We start from the raw sequence: 18,283 nt of genomic DNA, 5'->3' as shown, positions 1-18,283 counted from the left end.
TTTATTTATATTTCTTTAATTTTCGGGGAAGAGACGGGCCATTTCCGAACCATCAAAAACCCTGGGAGGTAGTTCCTCCCCATTTCCAGAGGAATCCCCGCCCCAAACGTCAGAAACCAACTCACCCGTCTCATGGGATTGGTTGAAATCATCGAAATCATCATCCGGTAAATTCAACCCTAGAGATCTATTGACTAAGGAGGGATTTTCCCCACTTATATTAGGTGCATCGGAATATACTTTCCCATCATCCAGATTACGTGCTTGACCTGCAATAGCAAGATCGGGGTCAAAATTTAATCCCAGAACCTCAATTAAAATATCGGGGTCAGGATTCAACTTGGCAAAGGGAAACATCAACTGAGCAAGTTTGGGTTCCAGAGCATTGACCACGCCCAAGATCAGGTAGGAAGAAGGACGTTTACCTCCATCGGGGGTAGACATTGATTGTGCAGCCATTTGCACCACAATCCACTCGCGATTCACCTCAAAAAAATGTAACCACTTTTGTTTAATTGCATCAGTAAAACTATCGAAGAAAGCCATATTTCCCTTATCCGGTAAAAACTAAATTGTGTGGTGAAAAAACCAAGCAGAAAAATCAGGTTTTTAAGAACTGCTGTATTTTATGTGTAATATAACAGCAACTGACCATGATACGGGAGACTAAAGGACAATTTGTAGATTTTGTAGATAAGATGAAACTGTTGTTCGATAGCTAGTTTGCTGCAACTGGGTTTCCAATCTTCCCGCATAATTAAATACTTCAGACCATCATCAGTTTCGATTCTTGTTCCTGGTTATTAGTCTGTGGTTTAGTGGGATTTAAATAGAAATCTGACAACAGGGAAAACAGTTCCCGGTCAGGAGCATCACTGGGAACAACCCCCTCTGGTTGAGCTAAAATTTGGTCAGCAATACTCAAATAATAGTCACAAACATAATTGAGAGATGGGTCTGATTCTGCCATTTCAAACAGGGTTTTACCCTTAACACGAGAAACACGAATATCTTCAATTAAGGGCAATACCTCTAACACAGGCATTGGCACTGCTTCTACGTACTTCTCGATTAAATCTCGTTTCGCGGTGCGATTACCAATTAAACCTGCTAAACGTAAGGGGTGAGTTCTCGCTTTTTCACGGACAGAAGCAGCAATCCGATTAGCAGCAAAGAGTGCATCAAAACCGTTATCGGTGACAATTAAACAGTAATCAGCATAGTTTAGAGGTGCAGCAAAACCACCACAAACCACATCACCTAAAACATCAAACAGAATCACATCATACTCATCAAAAGCATTGAGTTCCTTTAAGAGTTTGACAGTTTCACCTACCACATAACCACCACATCCTGCACCTGCGGGTGGTCCACCAGCTTCTACACAGTCAACACCACCATATCCAGGGTAAATGACATCCTCTGGCCACACATCTTCATAGTGATAGTCTTTTTCTTGCAGGGTGTCAATGATGGTGGGAATCAAAAACCCGGTTAGGGTAAAAGTGCTGTCATGTTTTGGGTCACAGCCAATTTGTAGTACCTTTTTACCCCGTTTGGCAAGGGCCACGGATATGTTACAGCTGGTTGTAGATTTACCAATACCACCCTTTCCATAAACTGCTAATTTCATAATTTCTCATCTCTCAATAGTTTTTCTTTTGGATTCCACAGAGATCCTGGGTTTTACCAGGTAATTTCCCAAGGTCTGTGATTGTCATTATTATGCAAGTTCCCCATAAAGCAAAGGACGATGAACTACGCAAATCTGCTCTAAATGTAGAATTTAGAAGCAAAACTAATTTTTTATCGGTTAAATCCCCCCTAAATTTTAAAAAATCTCTATATTTAGTCCTAAATCAAGTTTTTATTACTTTTACTATAAAAATAGTGACAAAAAACAAATTAACCATTATGAGGTTTAATCCAGGTAAGTGGTAGGATAGGAAGACGGAAATATGGGGATTAGGGAGATTTAATGCTAGGTGGAGCTTTTATGTAAATTATTATTAAAATGGAATAATACTCCCCCAATATACAATTCCCAACAGGAATTTTAGATAAAGGCGATCGCTAAGTACTACTACATATTATTTTTCATTTCTGTTAGAGATTGCCAACCGGGGTGCCATTGGGAATTGTCCTGTAATAGTTTGGCATTTATCCAAAAACGCACTTTTGGATCACATGCAGCTACCATTTCCGCATATACCCAGTTACCTTGATTTTTACGATTAACAACTTGAAAGTGTCTCCAACCATCCACTTTTTGTTGAGCTGTCCACTTAGAACCAAGTAAATAAGGAAACTTTTGTTTTCTAGCCATCGGAAATAATATAAGTATACGGAGAGATATACACAATTAATTATCATCTAATTATCATCATAATCTGTTGAGTCACCCTATTAAACTCAACCTATAAAATTGCTATAACACTCCATTTCCGCGCAAACACTGCTCCGCTCCCAGTTGTTCTACGCGTTCTTTTCTCCTATAATCGGTCTGTTGTTAGTTATCTTTACCCATTCCATTTTGACGAACATGAAACATACTCTTTCAGTTCTTGTAGAAGATGAAGCGGGAGTCTTGTCTCGCATTGCTAGTTTATTTGCCCGTCGTGGCTTTAACATTGAAAGCTTAGCTGTTGGTCCTGCTGAACAGGAGGGAATATCCCGCATTACCATGGTTGTACCTGGAGATGACCGCGTAATTGAACAAATAACTAAGCAACTATATAAATTGATTAATGTATTAAAGGTACAAGATGTTACAGAAACTCCCTGTGTAGAGCGAGAATTGATGCTATTAAAGGTAAATGCTAATAGCACTAACAGATCCCAGGTGGTGGAACTGGCTCAGATTTTCCGTGCTAGGGTGGTTGATGTAGCAGAAGATTCTCTTACCATAGAAGTGGTAGGAGATCCTGGGAAAATGGTAGCAATTGTTCAGGTTTTACAAAAATTCGGTTTGAAGGAAATTGCCCGCACAGGGAAAATTTCTCTCACTCGCGAATCCGGTGTCAATACTGAACTGTTGAAATCAATTCCCAGAGAAGTACTACAAAAATAGTAGCACGAAAATACTAGATCTAATCACTCTCAACCCAATTCACCAAGGTTCTTACACCAAAACCAGTTGCTCCAGCACTATTGTAGCCACTTTCTTTATCGGCCCAAACAGGTCCGGCTATATCCAGATGTGCCCATGGTGTCATTTTAACAAACTGCTTTAGAAATAGAGCAGCTGTAATAGAACCACCGTAGCGGGGTCCAGTGTTTTTCATATCAGCAATACCTGATTTTAAACCTTCAAAATATTTTTCTTCCATTGGCATCCGCCAAATCTTTTCTCCAGAAGACTCAGCAGCGGTTTGCAATTGAGATGCTATATTATCATTAGGGGTAAATAAGCCAGCAATATCATCGCCTAAAGCTACCACACAAGCGCCTGTAAGGGTTGCTAAATCTACCATGGCATCCAGACCTAACTGATCGGTGTACACTAGAGCATCAGCTAGGGTTAAACGCCCTTCCGCATCAGTGTTATTTACTTCGATAGTTTTGCCATTGGATGCGGTGAGGATATCTCCTGGGTGCATAGCTTTACCGCTAATCATATTTTCAGTAACTGCTGATATGAAGTGAACTTCTACATCTGGTTTAATCTGACCTATAGCTTTAGCAGCACCAAGGGTAGCAGCAGCTCCACCCATGTCAATTTTCATAGTTTCAATTCCGCTACCTGCTCCTTTAATATTCAAACCACCAGAATCAAAGGTGAGACCCTTACCAATAATAGCTAGTTTACGTTTAGGGGTGGTTGCGGGTTTATAGATGAGGTGGATAAATTTGGGTGGAAAGTCGGAAGCTTGTGCTACGCCTAAATATGCTCCCATACCCAGTTTTTCACAGTCTTCTTGTTCCAGAATTTTTAGTTCTAAACCATGTTCCTGGGCGATCGCTTGAGCAGTTTGTGCCATGGTAATGGGTGTGACAGCATTAGCTGGTGCTGCTACCAACTCTCGAGCTAGAATAACTCCGGAAACAATTTGTTCTGCGCGAGTGATAGCTGGTTGTTGTCCCGATAAATTTAATAGGTCAATGGTCTCAATAGAGGGATTCTTATCTTCTGGTTCTGATTTGAACCGAATATCTTGATAAAGTGCTAGTTGGGCCCCTTCTGTAATAGCTTGGGCAGTGGCCGCTGGTTGATTATTGTATATTGGAAAACTAATACCCAGAGTTTTGGTTTTTTGCTTTTTAGCAGTCCTAGCAAGGGTTGCACCTGCTATGCGCAAGGTTTCTAATTTCAGTGTATCTACTTTTCCTAAGCCAATAAAAATTACTTTACGAATGGGGGAGTTGGCTCCCACACGAATGGCCACTGTAGTATTAGCTTTACCGGTGAACTCTTCTTCAGCGATGACTTCTGAGAAAACTCCCCCGTATTTCTGGTTGAGAGTTGCTAGATCGTCTTTTAGCTCTACTGCATCTTCAAACAGTCCAATACCCAGGGTATCACCAGTCCAATTTAATAATTCTGTGTCACTAGTCCGAGTTATCATTTCTGTCATTTTTTCTTGTTTTTACCTGCTTCCAGTATGGCCTAAAATTTTCTATTGAGGGAGACTTTCTCGGAAAATCCCTGGTCTTGGAGAATTTTATATAGATTTATCTCTTCCTCTACTAGACAAGCGTGACCACTATCAGGTAAAATCAGGATCTTACTATTTGGCAGCATCCTTCCTAATCTTTCTACCTCTGTAAGGGATGGTAACAGGCGATCGCTCGCCCCAGCGATTAACAGTGTCTCCTGTTTAAGTTGTTGCATTTTCTCATGGTCTACGTGAAAGTGACGCAATAAGGACAATCGCCAATTAATAGTTTCTGCAGGGAGGGAAGTCATACTTTGCAGCAGTTGACGACGGAGGGAACTGGATATGCGAGGTAAAGATGCTAAAAAGGGTAGCAACCCCCAAGCACCCATGGGATAAAACCATGATGGCACTAAATTTGTTATTTGGGATGAAACGCTGATCCAAGGATTTAGTTTAAAAGAAGAAGCGGGGTTAATTAGAACAATACGTTTAAACAAACTTGGTGACTGGGTAGCCAGTTTCATGGCCAAACAAGCACCAAATGACTCACCACACAAATAAACCGAGCGGTTTCCTCTCTTGACGGGTGTTGTAGTCAACTCCATATTAATTAAGTCGAGGACATTTGTAGTTAATAGGTTCCAATCTCTCATATCCGTTTTAGGAATCGCTAAACAACGAATGTCAAACCCCCGCCCTAAATCGGTAATTTGTGACTGTAGCATTTCACCAGTTCCATCCATTCCTGGTAAATAAATAAACAATGGATATTCTGGTTGTGGGGGTTTGGGGGTTAAAAACCGGAGTTTGAGTTCCACATCTGTCATCTTGGTATTTGTCGGGGAATAGAGTCATTAAAAGCTAACTACATCAAGCTTTCTATATAAAAATTAATTCAGTCTGAAACTATAATTACAGATTTTAACGAAGTTTGAATGAATTATATATAAATAGGTGAAATCGCTGAATAAATCCTTGACGCAGTTAATCCATCTCAATGGTTGGTAGTTGAAGTTTGGATATGAGATTGTATTCGACGAAGCACAATCTCTAGTGCCCATACTAAAAAATCAAATTTTTCTACCTATTTACGGATTAATTCCTATATGTTGCGTAAAAATTTGGCATTTTTCTTAATTAATATTTTACATTTCTGTACTTAAACCTGAACGGGATCAGATGGGACTGTAGAAATTAGAGATTAGGCCTGATTTTCCGTCGGTTTGCCCAGTTTTTGATCTGAGTACACTCTCTGACTACAGTAATCAAAATCCAGGCCAAATCCGGGAATGTGATTGTTGAGTAATTGTCTCCTGGTCACGGAGAACAATCATTAGTGTTTATAGAATGGAAAAAAATTGTGAGGTTATTAACTTGCCATGATCAAAACACAGTTGGAAAAAATAGCTGTAATGTTATATAATTACCTAGCTTTACAGAACTAACTAGCTGGTAAAACTGTTTAATAATTTCTTTTTTATTATCTATGAATCTAACAAATAAAACTTCAAAAACCTTTGCCCTGACCACACCCCTATACTATGTAAACGATGTTCCCCATATTGGTAGTGCTTATACCACAATAGCTGCAGATACTATAGCTAGATTTCAGCGTTTATTGGGTAATGAAGTAATATTTATTACTGGGACAGACGAACATGGACAAAAGATCCAAAGATCAGCCCAAAGTCAAGGAAAATCACCCCAGGAATTTTGTGATCAAATTGTCCCTAGTTTTATTGATTTATGGCAACTTTTGAACATTCAATATGATCGATTTAGTCGTACTACTGATTTAAAGCATCAGGCAATTGTCAAAGAATTTTTTAATAGAGTTTGGGAACGGGGTGATATATACCGAGGAGAGCAGAAGGGTTGGTACTGCGTATCCTGTGAAGAGTTTAAGGAAGAAAGGGAGCTGATAGAAGGTAAGCGCTGTCCTATCCATACCACCAAGGAAGTAGAATGGCGCGATGAACAAAATTACTTTTTTCGTCTATCTAAGTATCAAAAACCACTGGAGGAGTTTTATCAATCCTATCCAAACTTTATTCAACCTGCTAGTCGGCGCAATGAAGTTCTTAGCTTTGTTAGTCAAGGTTTACAGGATTTTTCAATTTCGCGGGTCAATTTAGATTGGGGCTTTCCTGTACCTGTGGATACCCAACACACTCTTTATGTTTGGTTCGATGCACTTTTAGGGTACATAACAGCACTATTAGAACCAGGAACAGAAGCAACTTTAGAAAATGCCGTGTCTAAATGGTGGCCAATTAACTTACATTTAATTGGTAAAGATATATTAAGATTTCATGCCGTATATTGGCCAGCTATGCTGATGTCAGCTAATTTGCCCTTGCCAAAACAAGTATTCGGACATGGATTTTTGACTAAAGATGGTCAAAAAATGGGGAAGACTCTGGGTAATACTGTTGATCCTGTAGCGCTGGTGAAAAAATATGGTAGTGATGCTGTTCGTTATTACTTCCTTAAGGAAATCGAATTTGGCAAGGATGGCGATTTTAATGAAATTAGGTTCATCCATGTTCTAAATGCAGATTTAGCCAACGACTTAGGTAATTTGTTAAATCGTACTTTGAACATGGTGAAAAAATACTGTGCTGGGGAGATTCCCTCCATTGCTCCACAAGATATTCCCCCTGAGAATACCTTAAAGACAATTGGTGGGCAATTAGGGGAGAAAGTTAAACAAGCTTATTCAGTTTTAGCTTTCAACGAGGTAGCTCAAACTGTAATGTTATTAGTTCAAACCAGTAACAAGTTTATAGATGAACAAGCTCCTTGGTCATTATATAAACAGGGAAACCACAACGAGGTGGCAACAGTGTTGTACACCGTTCTGGAATCGGTGAGACTAGCAGCTTATTTACTATCGCCAATTATTCCTAATATCAGTAGCGATATTTATCAGCAATTAGGATGGGGAATCAATTTTAACAATCCAAAAGAAACCTCCACTGTTGCACCTTTTACTACCCATGCAACATGGGGCGTACTATCGAATAAACAACAGTTAGGCACACCTCAGCCAATTTTCAAACGGATAGAACTACCAAAAGACAGTTAACACTTTCTATTATTGAGTTGCACCACTGAATTTGGTCTGTTGGGAAAAAAACCGGATTTAAGCCTCTCAACATTTGTCTCCTCATGGCAAAGGTTACTCCTGGAGGTGTTTGTTACCGTGGGGAGGTGTATAAAACTGACATTTTTCTGAGTCAATTAACCCAATCTAGTAAGGGCGTGAATTTAATGATTTCTATCGCAGACGACATGGATAACAACCGAGGTCTAACAATGATGTTGAATAATTTGGAAAATGACTCGATTTTTACGCCAGAACAGGTTTTGGAAAATCGGGGTCGAGTGGCAATATTTATTGATGGCTCAAATTTATTTTATGCAGCTTTGCAATTAGGTATCGAAATTGATTACACTAAACTATTATGTCGGTTAACTGGTGGATCAAGGCTATTACGGGCTTTTTTCTATACTGGTGTAGACCGGACTAATGAGAAGCAACAGGGATTTTTGTTGTGGATGCGTCGCAATGGTTATCGAGTCATAGCTAAGGATTTGGTACAATTGCCAGACGGTTCCAAGAAAGCTAACCTAGATGTGGAGATAGCTGTGGATATGATGGCTTTAGTGGATTCCTATGACACCGCAGTTTTGGTCAGCGGTGATGGCGATTTGGCCTATGCTGTTAACTCGGTCAGTTATCGTGGCGTCAGGGTGGAAGTTGTTAGTCTACGCTCCATGACCAGTGACAGCTTAATTAATGTGAGCGATCGCTATATTGATTTGGAAGCGATTAGGGAGGATATCCAAAAGACACCTCGTCAGGGTTATCCCTATAGGCCATTATCCAGTATGGGATTCTTGGACGACCATCAAGATAGTGAAGGACATTTACAGATTCCAGAATAATGCAAAACCAACTAGGCGGGAATTATGGTAGCGTTAATGCGCAACTTCTTGAGGGGAAGTAAATCCAATTCCTCCCGCTACAGTTTTATGTGCTTTTATATGTTAAACATGCCTAAAAATTTCAGTTATTTGTCAGTGATTTTATTATTGTTAACAGGATTATTTGGTTGCTCGGGTTCATCTACTATTTCTTCAGTGGAGAATAATTCTAATTCTGATAAGTTGAGGAGTGATAGTCAGTTGACTTTTTTTGATGTTAGTCTGGAGCAATTTGACCAGGATGGTAAACCATTTTGGAAGGTGCAAGCTCGCCAGGCTAAGTACACCAAAGAAAAGGAAATTGGTCAAGCCAAAAATCCCCAGGGTGAACTATATCAAGATGGTAAAGTAGTTTATACAATTAAAGCAGAAACGGCGGATATTCAGCAAGATGGTAAACAACTTGTGCTCAAGGGTAAGATTGTGGCTACAGATCCTCGCAATGGGGTAGTGCTGGAAGGAAATGAATTAGAATGGCGACCCCAGGAAGATTTATTAATAGTCCGTAATCAGTTCAATGGTCGTCATCGTCAATTGAAAGCTAGCGCCCAGGAGGCTAGAGTCAAAACTCGTCAACAACAGGTGGAGTTTACAGGCCAGGTATTTGCCGTTTCTAATGACCCTAAATTACAAATCAAAACCGAACGCCTACTTTGGCAAGTTCAATCAGAAAAGTTAGTGGGCGATCGCCCTGTGGAAATTCAACGTTATCAAAACAATAAATTGACTGATCGCGCTCAAGGAAAGGGTATAGAGGTTAATTTGAAAACCCAAATTACCACCCTAGGACCGGAAGCTAAACTCCAGTTAGTTAATCCACCAATGGAAATTAATAGCAATGCGATCGCCTGGGATGTTAATCAAGAAATTGTCAAAAGTAATGTTCCCGTAAGGGTAATTCATCAAGGGGAGAATATAACAGTATCTGGCAATCAAGCGGAAATGAAATTGCTAGAGAAAACGGTTTATTTAACGGGTGATGTTAAGGCAATTGGGCAACGTAATCAATTTTTAAAATCAGAGCGACTCACTTGGTATTTAGAGCGCAAATTGGTGGAAGCTCAAGGAAAGGTCATTTATCGTCAGATGAAACCACCCCTGACTTTCCAAGGGTCAACCGCAATTGGCAATTTGGCAACGGAAAATATTACCGTTAAGGGTGGTAGTTTTGGTCGGGTGGTGACAGAAATTATTCCCCAGCAGGTTATTACCCCATCCCCATGATTGGAGAAAGATAACGATTTGTAACATTTGGTGCATATTCGTTGTCAAATTGGATTTTTGGATAGAAACTAAATGGTATGGCACTTAGGTAGTCAGCAATTCCCAAAACCTGATTCTTTAGTGTTCTCAAATAACGTAATTAAAAGAATTACAGCAATCATATTTTATGAACGGTATTTCTAACCTTCAATTTAAAAGATCCGGTTGGCAAACCACCGTGATCTTCACCCTGGGCTTTTGGCTCAGCGCTAGCATGGTATTAGATGGGTTAATCATGCCCAGTCTTTACATTACTGGTATGATGAAAGAAGCAAATTTTACCATGGCCGGATACACCATTTTTTGGAATTTTAACCGTGTGGAGTTAGTAGCTGCTGCGGTAGTATTAACCTCCATATTGGCCATGGGTAAAGCCAAGTCAAAATGGGACTTGAGTTATATATGTTGGTCCTGTTTATTGGTCATGGTGGCCCTGTTAGATACCTATCTCCTCACCCCCCAAATGTCCGCTCTGGGTAGTAATTTGAGTTTGATGGTTACACCTGGTACAGTGCCAGAAACCATGAATTTACTACATGGTGGTTATTTTATCCTAGAAGTTATTAAGTTAGTAGGAGCTGGTTGGCTATTTAATCGCTGTTGGAATGATAGAGAAATCACAGCAATCTAGTTTGACCATGAAGGCGATCGCTTTTAGGAAGCGCGATCGTCTTCATTCTCAGGTAGTAAAAGACGAATGGCCAAAACAGCAAAACCAATAGCTGCAATTGTCTTTAAAATTCTAGTGGGCAATAATTGTGCCACCGCTCCTCCAGCTAACACACCCAGCAAACTAGTGAACACCAGCGCAGCTGCGGTGCCAAAAAATATAGCCTTTCTAGATTGTCCTTGACCAGACAATGCGATCGCCGCTAGTTGACTCTTATCACCCAGTTCGGAAAGAAACACGGTAATAAAGCTAATTCCCAGAAGATTCCAATCCATATCTATATCTATTTAATAACTTAACCGTGAATCACATCCCAAAATAACATCGAAGAAACTAACAATAATACCAGTCCTGCTGATTTTTCTACCGTTTTAGGACTAAGTCTACTAGCAATAAAACCACCAAGCAGTACACCCAGTAAACTAGTGGTGACCAAAGCAGCTCCCGCTCCCAGGAATACCAACCAAGGTGCATGGGACTGGGCACTCATTAATAATGTTGATAATTGAGTCTTATCACCAATTTCCGCCAAAAAAATGGTAATAAAGGTTGTCCCAAATACTACCCAAACTGAGTCAGACTTTTTTGTCTTGGGTGGTGATTGGTCACCAGGTGCAGTAATGGTTAAATCTAAAGTATCAAGTTTCACGGTGCTAACGGAGTTTTTCATATTTTTATCATTATCTCATAATGTAATGACCAATGACAAGTTTTTAAAAAAAGATCCGTGTCCCTACTTCACAACTCAAGACCTAGGGTCCCATTAAATCGAATCATTTCTAAACTGCGATCGCCATATACAGAATCTATTTGTTGATGACAACAGTCAATAGCGAAGTCATTTAATTCCTCTGGTTTGATACCATACATCTTTTCAAAGGTTTTAGACTCTACCCGACAAAATGAAGGACGATCCCTATAAATATTACATTCTCGTGTTTGATGATCGAAATTAACACACCAACCATCCTCACCTACCAAACGGAGATAGAGTGAGAGTTCAGCAGGTGAGAGATAATCGGATAAATGGGGGCGATCGCTAGGGTCAAGATGACAGCAAGCACCACACTGCTTAACACATTGCCAAGTAGCCATAAATTACCTCCATAATAGATGAAACAAAAAGAGACATGAACTGATCCTATTTTTTGGTATATTGATATAGTAGGGAAAATTGCCATTTAGCAATTTGAATTATTTAATTTTTTAAACCCCTTGGGAGGAAAAATGGAAGCTCTAGCTAATATCAACTGGGAAGTCGTGTTTCAATTGACTTGTGTAGCATTAATTGTCCTTGCTGGACCCGCTGTAATTTTTGTACTTGCTTTTCGTAACGGGGATCTTTAATTGGATAAATGGGAAGCAGGTGTGAGCAAGCCATACTTTGCCAAAATACTACAAAACTAAGCCAAAACTAAGTCAACTAGTTTCCGTCAAAGCTGTAATTGCAGCTTTGATGATACTGTTGAGGTAACCTGACACCGACTAATTCCAACTCAATATCATTCGCACCATTAAAGTTATTTTCCCGCAACTTATAAGCAATATCAATAGTGAAGGGTAAAGGGAAATAATCACCCCATCGCCAAGCCAAAGCTCTAATTTCATATCTTATATTATCTATGATTTGAGCCAAAGTCAACTTAATACTACCCTTACCAATCATTTGCTGTTCTACCACTCGTACTTGGGGAGTCCAAAAGATAGGGTCAGGGTTTTCAATTCCACAGGGATGAAGAATATTCAACTGTTGGAATAAATCCCGATTGACTTGACAAAGATTGATTTGACCATCTATTCTTAATAGTGGTTTGAGATGTTGAACTTCCAGACATTGATTGGCAAACTCTGATAAACGCAACCGGAAATTTTCTAGATTAGCTGCGGGTAAAGAAAATCCAGCAGCTGCTTTGTGCCCACCATATTTATATAGTAAATCCCTGGTAAACTCCAGAGCTTCAAACACATTGAATTCGGGTATTCCTCGAGCAGAACCACGAACCAGGTTATTATTTTCGTAAGTACCGATAAAGACGGGAACTCCATAACGTTCTACCAGACGAGAAGCGACAATACCAATTACACCATGATGCCAATTATCTTTGACCACCACCAGAACCCGGTCTTGATGCAAATTTTGTGCATACAAATCTTCAACCAACAATATTGCCTCTCCTTGGATTTCCTCACAGATTTTTTGACGTTCAGCATTTATTTGCTCACATTGCATTGCTCGTTCTAAAGCAATTCCCATATCATCCGTAGTTAGTAATTCGATCACAATTTGAGGATTGCCAATTCTACCCACAGCATTGATTCTTGGTCCCAGACGAAATCCAATATCTTCTGGTTTTAAAGACTTAGAATTTTGTGCCTTAGATACTTGCTGATTTTCTCCCATACTCGGTTGTACACCAGAGACTTGAATTAAAGCCTGAATACCGGGTAAGTTAGACTTATATAATGATTTTAAACCCCGTTTTATCCAACGACGATTAACACCAGTTAAAGGAGCTAGATCAGCAATAGTTCCCAAAGTAAATAAATCCAACATAGGTTGAACTAGACCTGTGAGTTTTCCCAAATGTTGAGCTAAACATACAGCTAAAACATAGGCTACACCCACACCAGCAAGACCTCTGTAAGGAGAAGATAGAGATATTAATTTGGGGTTAAGAATTGCATCAGCAACTGGTAATTGGGGAGGTAAATCATGGTGATCCGTAATAATCACTTTCAAACCCAACTCTTTTGCTCTTGCAATAGGTTCAAAAGCAGCAATACCATTATCTACGGTTAGAATTAAACTGACCCCTTCACTGTGAAATTCTTCCACAATTCGTTTATTGATTCCATAACCCTCATGCATCCTACTGGGAATAGCATAGTCAATGTTTGCACCTAAAGATCCAAGACTGCGTAACAGCAAGGCTGTACTAGTCATGCCATCAGCATCATAATCGCCGCAGATAGCAATTTTCTCATGGTTCCTAATAGCACTTGCCAATAATTCCACACTAGGAACTAAATCGGGGAACTCGTCCAAGGGAGAGGGTAAATTTATACATTCAGGATTGATAAATCTAGTAGCTATTTCTGGTGTTTCCATACCTCTATTAATTAACAACTGACCTATAATAGGAGAAACATTATTGACACTTGCTAACTTTTCAGCTAATTCTTCATTTTGCTTTGCTATGTGCCAGCGTTGATATGGCAACCCTATATTTTTTTTGTTTACACTCATAACTGGTTGTGATATGAAGATAGATTTATCTAAAACTCTAATCGTTCCCTATTTTCACAAAAAATAATTGACACTGGTGACAATTCGGCTTTTTTCAGCCCGTAAAGCAACCTTCAAAAATAAAGTAGTTTGATTGTGTAAAATTGCATCCCACCAATTGCGGGTAACAAAGGATGGAATAATAACGGTGGTAAACATATTTGGATACTGTTCCTCAAACTCACTCACAAACTTAACAACCGGATCGATGACAGAACGATAGGGGGAGTCAATAATATACAGAGGAATATCAGACTCTAATTTTTGCCATTTTTCCTCCAATGTTTTCCTGTCTGTAGAACCAATATCCACATGTATGGCAACAATTTTATCAGCAATTATGCGTGCATAATCCAAAGCTTCTATTGTTCCCCGATTTAGTTGACCAACTACTATCACCGCAGGATGACTAACCACTTCCGATTTAAGTCTAGCCACGTAACTACAAGGTACCACATCTTGAACACTAAGACTTTCAGCTACATGCCTATAATGTTTAGCAATGGCTAAAAACAAATTTATGAATATGGGAATGGCTACTACTACTAGCCAAGCACCAAACAAAAACTTAGTGTAAACTATTACCAACAAAACAATTAATGTAGTAATTGCACCTATGCCATTCATGACCGCACTGGCCTGCCAACCTGGGGTTTTTTCTTGAAACCAATGACGCACCATTCCTGCTTGGGATAGGGTAAAGGAAGTAAATACACCAACTGCGTAAAGAGGAATAACAGCGTTGACTTGACCCTTGAAGATGACAACTAAAATGGCTGCACAAACACTCAGAAGAACAATGCCATTGGAGTAGACCAGTCGGTCTCCCAGTAATGATAATTGACGAGGTAAAAATCCATCCTTGGAAAGGAAGTAACACAGTCTGGGAAAATCGGCATAACTGGTATTTGCAGCTAATAATAAAACTAATAGGGTGACAATTTGTAGAAAATAATAAATGACACTATCACCAAAAACTTCTCTCCCCAATAGGGAAAGTAAGGTTTGTCCTGATTCGGGAACAAGATGATAGGAATTGGCTAAAAATGTAATTCCTGCAAACATTGAACTCAGAACAATTCCCAAATATAAGAGGGTTAAACGGGCATTTTTCCATTCTGGAGGTTTAAATGCTAATACCCCATCGGAAATTGCTTCTACACCTGTTAGTGCGGTACAACCAGCTGCAAAGGCCCGTAGAACAAAGAATAAACTTAATTCTTGACTGATGGCAATGGTAGGATATGATGTGGAAACCTCACCGCTTAATTGTTTAAATAACCCCACCATAATCAGCAAAAAAATGCTGCCAATAAAGGCGTAGGTGGGAATCATAAATATCCTTCCTGATTCCTTAACTCCCCTTAAATTTGCTAGGTTCAATAGAAATATGAAGATTAAGCACAAAAGAACTGTGTGACCTCTCAGGATTGGTATCGCCGATGTTAGAGCTGCTGTACCAGCAGATATGCTAACTGTAACAGTCAGAATGTAGTCAATCATTAAGGAACTGCCTGCTACCAAACCAGCATATAAACCTATGTTTTCTTTAGCAACAATGTAAGAACCACCTCCCTGAGGATAAGCTCGGACGGTTTGACGATAGGAGAGGATAACTATTGCTAGGAGTGCAACAATACCAATGCTAATGGGTAGGGAAAATCCTAGGGCACCACTACCAGCAGCTACTAAAACCAATAAAATTTCTTCGGTTGCATAAGCAACTGAAGAGAGCGCATCTGAGGAAAGAACTGCTAATGCAGCAGCATTGCTTAGTCTCTCTTCTGTGTGGGCGCTGGTGGGTAAGGATTTACCAATTAAAAACTTTTTAATTTGGGAGTATAATGACATAAGAGTCCTACTGAACTAATGTTCTGACGTGGTTGGGAACAAATCCAGCAAATCTATAATATAATGTCCAATATTAACACTAAGCAAAATTTTTCCATAATGTCTTAACCAAGTGCCAACTTGGCAACCAGGGTCTCTGGAATTGAGTTACATTGAATTTGACAAACGAAAAAACAGAAACTAATGGTTCCACAAGGTACTAGTCTCCACTTTTCGATTTGTGAAACTAATAACGTAATAACCATTTGCTGCAATAGGAATGATCAATAAATACAAACCTAATCGATTACAAATTACCCCCCTAATTAACGATCAGGTTTGTTAGTGATATTCCCTAATCGCTTCAGCGGCAAATAAGAGAGTGGGAGTGAATGGCGCTTGGTAATGCCTCCTCCCACTCTCTTTTTTATGGGTAATACAACAAACTAATATACCACTATCTATCTACTAAAATCATAGTCTCATCATCTCCTAATAACTCTTGTGCAGCTTCTAACATATATGTGGCAATATCTTTTAAATCTTCACGATTATTTAAGTAGGTCTTTAATGCCTCTATGGGATCCATACTACTACTAGCATTTAATTCGGGAATTCGAGGTCTAGCTAGTTGACTCACTAGTTCTGGGTGAATCGTATAATGATGTGCATCTCCCAGCGCCTTATGAATAACAGCGTTTTCTATTACATCTAATTGTTCCGAACGCAGTTTATAAACTAGTCTGACCACAGTCCCTCTTAGGTCATGTTTGGCGATCGCCTGCAATAATGTTTGTTGAGGATTGTCGCTGGGGGATAAATCCACCTCGATGGTGCGGAAAATGCGAGCAGGTAGTGGGCAAAACTGCCAATTGGCCTTACCTTTTTCCAACTCTACCATGACATAACCCTTTTGTTCTTTTTCTTCACTAAAATCCACTCGCTCAATACTACCAGGATAAACCACAGGTGGGTCGTTGGATTTATTCAGATTTTGATGGCAGTGGATATGACCTAATGCCACATAATCAAAACATGGTCTAATAAGTAAAGAAGCTGGCAGAGTAAAACCCTTACCTACAGCTAATAAACGTTCCGCACCCAACATAGCATTATCAGCCATCAAATGGGCTAAAAGTATGGTGGGCAGATTTGGGTCTAAATTTCTCACCTCTCCTTCTAAAACCACTTGTAATTTTTCAATCAAAAGTTGATTAACCTCAGCCATAGACATTCCCGTAGTTTCCTTGCGGGTCATTAACATAGACCTAGTCAACCAAGGTAGAGTAATTACTTGTACCTTACCATTGGGGGTTTGAATATGATGGGTGGTCAAACTGTCACCCACCACAAAACCAGGCACTCCCAAAGTTCGGTAAATATTAAGACTTGCTCCTCCTATACCCTGAGAATGTAAATCATGATTGCCAACTAATAAAACCGTTGGAATATGGGCATCAACTAACCTACGAAACTGACTGGCAAATGCTTCTTGTACGTAGGGTGGAGGGGTAGCATCCGGAAAAGCATCACCACCAAATATAACCATATCTACTGGTTCAGACAGGGCCCGATCAATACATAAAGATAGGGTATTAACAAAATCCTCCAAGCGGGTGTTTAATCCAGTGTTGGGGTTAATACGTCCGTGGGAAAAACCGCTTCCTATATGAATATCTGAAAGGTGTAGAACTTTGATCATGGATTTACGGCAATCTTTTTTTCATGATACGCTCCCACACTCACAGTGTGGGATTTATATCTAGATTTAAATGTTAAATGTGAATACCACACTCAGTCTTCCCAGTACCGCGCCAACGTCCAGCTCTTTCATCTTCTCCATCAGCTACTCTGGTAGTAATTGGCTCATCACCAATACTCGGGTATCCTTGATCATGTAGGGGATTATAAATTACCTTGTATTCAGCTACATACTCCCAGCTTTCTTTTCTTGTCCAGGTAGCCAAGGGATTAATTTTTAAGCGCCCTTGATTGTCCAACTCAAACACGGGCATATTCGCACGGGTAACCGCCTGATCCCGACGACGACCAGTAATCCAAGCTACTGTATTTAATTCATCCAATCCACGCTGCAAAGGTTCAATTTTAGTAATTTGATGAAATTTACTAATATCAGTATCCCACAACGCCTCTCCATACTTAGCGGCAAATTCCTCACGACTATAGACATTGGGTACTTTATAGGTCTTTAAGTCTAAGCCATAAACTGTTTTAGCTTTAGCAACCAAGTCTAAAGTTTGTTCAAAGTGATGAAGGGTATCAAGGAAAATCACTGGTGTTGGGTGATCCAGTACTTCATAAAGAATATGGGTAATAATCAAGTCATCAACATTGAAAGCACTGGTTTGGACTAAACCCGTAGGTATGTTTTCCACCGACCATGCCAGAATTTCCGTGGGAGTGGCGGTTTCAAATTGTTCATTTAAACTTTCTAAGTCAAAGGCTGTTGCAACTGTCATGGTAATTCTCTTGTCAACATTTAAATATCTCAAAGTATTTTACCGGAAAATTGACCCACCTGATTTAAAAGTTGCTGGAAAACCTTTGCTTGAGTTCAGCTTTATATACTGACTCATGATAGTAGACAACTACATTACGTCCTTTGGTTTTATCTTTGTAACCCGG

General features: G+C 39.6%; 18 protein-coding genes. 6 read left to right on the top strand and 12 right to left on the bottom strand.

The features are described 5' to 3' along the window. Positions 1–15: 15 nt before the first annotated feature. The 3 genes from IAR63_RS08335 to IAR63_RS08325 all read right to left on the bottom strand — a co-directional run bounded on the left by IAR63_RS08335 (position 16) and on the right by IAR63_RS08325 (position 2,326). Complete coding sequence (locus tag IAR63_RS08335) at positions 16–546, bottom strand: DUF5331 domain-containing protein (protein ID WP_096544196.1); 531 nt, start codon at positions 544–546, stop codon at positions 16–18. A gap of 220 nt (positions 547–766) precedes the next feature. Then, entirely contained in the window at positions 767–1,633 is an 867-nt protein-coding gene (gene bchL, locus IAR63_RS08330; protein WP_009342543.1) for a ferredoxin:protochlorophyllide reductase (ATP-dependent) iron-sulfur ATP-binding protein, read from the bottom strand. 450 nt (positions 1,634–2,083) lie between these two features. After that, positions 2,084–2,326 (bottom strand): TIGR02450 family Trp-rich protein, encoded by a 243-nt coding sequence (locus IAR63_RS08325; RefSeq protein WP_096544192.1) that lies wholly within the window; start codon positions 2,324–2,326, stop codon positions 2,084–2,086. Between the two features lie 216 nt (positions 2,327–2,542). Between IAR63_RS08325 and ilvN the strand changes: the two genes are divergently transcribed. Next, complete coding sequence (gene ilvN / locus IAR63_RS08320) at positions 2,543–3,070, top strand: acetolactate synthase small subunit (protein WP_096544190.1); 528 nt, start codon at positions 2,543–2,545, stop codon at positions 3,068–3,070. 19 nt (positions 3,071–3,089) lie between these two features. Here the strand turns inward: ilvN and IAR63_RS08315 are convergent, their stop codons facing one another. Further along, complete coding sequence (locus IAR63_RS08315; RefSeq protein ID WP_187707409.1) at positions 3,090–4,565, bottom strand: leucyl aminopeptidase; 1,476 nt, start codon at positions 4,563–4,565, stop codon at positions 3,090–3,092. A gap of 41 nt (positions 4,566–4,606) precedes the next feature. Next, positions 4,607–5,425, bottom strand: coding sequence for an alpha/beta fold hydrolase (locus IAR63_RS08310; protein ID WP_187707231.1), 819 nt, complete (start codon positions 5,423–5,425; stop codon positions 4,607–4,609). Positions 5,426–6,084: 659 nt separating this feature from the next. On the opposite strand from IAR63_RS08310, the gene metG reads away from it, so the two are divergent. The 4 genes from metG to IAR63_RS08290 all read left to right on the top strand — a co-directional run bounded on the left by metG (position 6,085) and on the right by IAR63_RS08290 (position 10,482). Then, the gene (gene metG, locus IAR63_RS08305; protein WP_187707230.1) at positions 6,085–7,686 is read left to right on the top strand and encodes a methionine--tRNA ligase; all 1,602 of its coding nucleotides are present in this window, start codon (positions 6,085–6,087) and stop codon (positions 7,684–7,686) included. A gap of 233 nt (positions 7,687–7,919) precedes the next feature. Further along, positions 7,920–8,549: a LabA-like NYN domain-containing protein gene (locus IAR63_RS08300; protein WP_040009398.1), complete on the top strand. Its 630-nt coding sequence runs from the start codon at positions 7,920–7,922 to the stop codon at positions 8,547–8,549. A gap of 99 nt (positions 8,550–8,648) precedes the next feature. Further along, positions 8,649–9,812, top strand: coding sequence for an LPS export ABC transporter periplasmic protein LptC (gene lptC, locus IAR63_RS08295; RefSeq protein WP_235678384.1), 1,164 nt, complete (start codon positions 8,649–8,651; stop codon positions 9,810–9,812). Between the two features lie 166 nt (positions 9,813–9,978). Further along, entirely contained in the window at positions 9,979–10,482 is a 504-nt protein-coding gene (locus IAR63_RS08290; protein ID WP_187707228.1) for a hypothetical protein, read from the top strand. A 23-nt stretch (positions 10,483–10,505) separates the two neighbouring features. On the opposite strand, the gene IAR63_RS08285 is transcribed toward IAR63_RS08290, so the two are convergent. From IAR63_RS08285 to IAR63_RS08275, 3 genes are all read right to left on the bottom strand, one after another. Further along, positions 10,506–10,796 (bottom strand): TMEM165/GDT1 family protein, encoded by a 291-nt coding sequence (locus IAR63_RS08285; RefSeq protein WP_187707227.1) that lies wholly within the window; start codon positions 10,794–10,796, stop codon positions 10,506–10,508. 20 nt (positions 10,797–10,816) lie between these two features. Then, on the bottom strand, positions 10,817–11,191 hold the full coding sequence (locus IAR63_RS08280; RefSeq protein ID WP_187707226.1) for a TMEM165/GDT1 family protein: 375 nt from the start codon (positions 11,189–11,191) through the stop codon (positions 10,817–10,819). A 68-nt stretch (positions 11,192–11,259) separates the two neighbouring features. Beyond that, the gene (locus IAR63_RS08275; RefSeq protein ID WP_096544177.1) at positions 11,260–11,616 is read right to left on the bottom strand and encodes a YkgJ family cysteine cluster protein; all 357 of its coding nucleotides are present in this window, start codon (positions 11,614–11,616) and stop codon (positions 11,260–11,262) included. 132 nt (positions 11,617–11,748) lie between these two features. Between IAR63_RS08275 and psb30 the strand changes: the two genes are divergently transcribed. Next, complete coding sequence (gene psb30 / locus IAR63_RS08270) at positions 11,749–11,868, top strand: photosystem II reaction center protein Ycf12/Psb30 (protein WP_009342523.1); 120 nt, start codon at positions 11,749–11,751, stop codon at positions 11,866–11,868. A gap of 76 nt (positions 11,869–11,944) precedes the next feature. On the opposite strand, the gene recJ is transcribed toward psb30, so the two are convergent. From recJ to cysH, 4 genes are all read right to left on the bottom strand, one after another. Then, positions 11,945–13,768, bottom strand: a complete 1,824-nt coding sequence (gene recJ / locus IAR63_RS08265; protein ID WP_187707225.1) for a single-stranded-DNA-specific exonuclease RecJ — start codon at positions 13,766–13,768, stop codon at positions 11,945–11,947. Positions 13,769–13,822: 54 nt separating this feature from the next. Beyond that, the gene (locus IAR63_RS08260; protein ID WP_187707224.1) at positions 13,823–15,658 is read right to left on the bottom strand and encodes an APC family permease; all 1,836 of its coding nucleotides are present in this window, start codon (positions 15,656–15,658) and stop codon (positions 13,823–13,825) included. A gap of 436 nt (positions 15,659–16,094) precedes the next feature. Next, positions 16,095–17,339, bottom strand: coding sequence for an exonuclease subunit SbcD (sbcD, locus tag IAR63_RS08255; RefSeq protein WP_187707223.1), 1,245 nt, complete (start codon positions 17,337–17,339; stop codon positions 16,095–16,097). Positions 17,340–17,412: 73 nt separating this feature from the next. Next, complete coding sequence (gene cysH, locus IAR63_RS08250) at positions 17,413–18,117, bottom strand: phosphoadenosine phosphosulfate reductase (protein ID WP_187707222.1); 705 nt, start codon at positions 18,115–18,117, stop codon at positions 17,413–17,415. Positions 18,118–18,283 lie beyond the last annotated feature (166 nt).

Source organism: Cylindrospermopsis curvispora GIHE-G1 (assembly GCF_014489415.1).
In the GTDB taxonomy this organism is placed as follows: Bacteria; Cyanobacteriota; Cyanobacteriia; order Cyanobacteriales; family Nostocaceae; genus Raphidiopsis; species Raphidiopsis curvispora_A.
The sequence above is the reverse complement of the archived record's forward strand: the minus strand, read 5'-3'. Positions and strand labels throughout refer to the sequence as shown.